This is a genomic window from Lysobacter fragariae, assembly GCF_054779775.1.
In genome coordinates, this window is record NZ_BAAGXP010000014.1 from 1 (window position 1) to 1,060 (window position 1,060).

At 64.4% G+C, this 1,060-nt stretch carries 1 protein-coding gene; it reads right to left on the reverse strand.

Translation table 11 applies throughout. From position 1 onward, the window contains the following. Positions 1–2 precede the first annotated feature (2 nt). A partial coding sequence (locus ACYVD7_RS14285; protein ID WP_460764554.1) for an OmpA family protein occupies positions 3–1,060 on the reverse strand: 1,058 nt, incomplete at its 5' end.

Below are 1,060 nucleotides of genomic sequence, written 5' to 3' on the forward strand. Positions count from 1 at the left end.
ACTCAGTTCTGGACGTTCAGCTCGGTGCGGCGGTTCTTCTCGCTCTTGCAGCCCGGCATTGCATCGCCCAGCGCTTCCAGCGGACGGCTCTCGCCGTAACCGTTCGGACCGGACATGCGCGATGCATCCACGCCATTGCCCGTCATGTAGTCGTACACCGCGCGAGCGCGACGGTCCGACAGACCCTGGTTGTAGTCGTCCTTGCCGCATTCGTCCGTGTGGCCCGCGACTTCAACGCGCAGCTCCGGATAACGCTTCAGGATTTCCACCGCCTCGTTCAGGATCGACACCGCATCCGGACGCAGCGTCGACTTGTCGAAGTCGAAGTTCACGCCCTTCAGGTCGATCGACACCGGCACCGGGCAACCGTCCGGACCGATCGTCTGGCCCGCCTGCGAACCCGGGCACTTGTCGTCGCAATCGTTCACGCCGTCACCGTCGCTGTCCTTGTCGGCACAGTTCGGAGCCGCCACCGGCGTTGCCTTCTCGGCTTCCGGACCCAGCGGGATCACCACGCCGACCGATGCCAGGACGTCCTGGAACCAGTCTTCACCATCGTTGTGGTCGCTGTCCTTACGCACCGCGCCAATGCTGTCGTTGTCCGCATCCAGGCGCACGGCCAGTTCGGTGCGGATCGCCACGCGACCCACGTCGCTCTGGACGCCGACGCCAACCTTACCGGCCAGATGGCCGTCCTTGCGCTGCAGCGGCGAATTCGTGCTCGGGGTGTTGTCGTACTCTTCTTCCGAACGCTGGTAGCCCAGGCCCATCAGCACGTACGGGTTCCAGCTGCGGCCGTCCTGCACGAAGTGGCGACGAACGTCGAGCGAGAGGCCGTACTGGCTCCACAACAGGTCGTCGTTGTCGTCAAAGCTCGGGTTCTGGTAGTTCAGCTCACCGTCAACCGACCAGTTGCGGTTCAGGAACTTGCCAACGCCCAGACCCAGCATCGGGGCCGTACGCGTGCCGCGGTCGCCGTCCTGGACATTGAAGCCCGCCGAACCCGTCAGGTACCAGCGGTCATCGAAATCCTGCGCGTTGGCTGCCTGCGCAAAGGCCA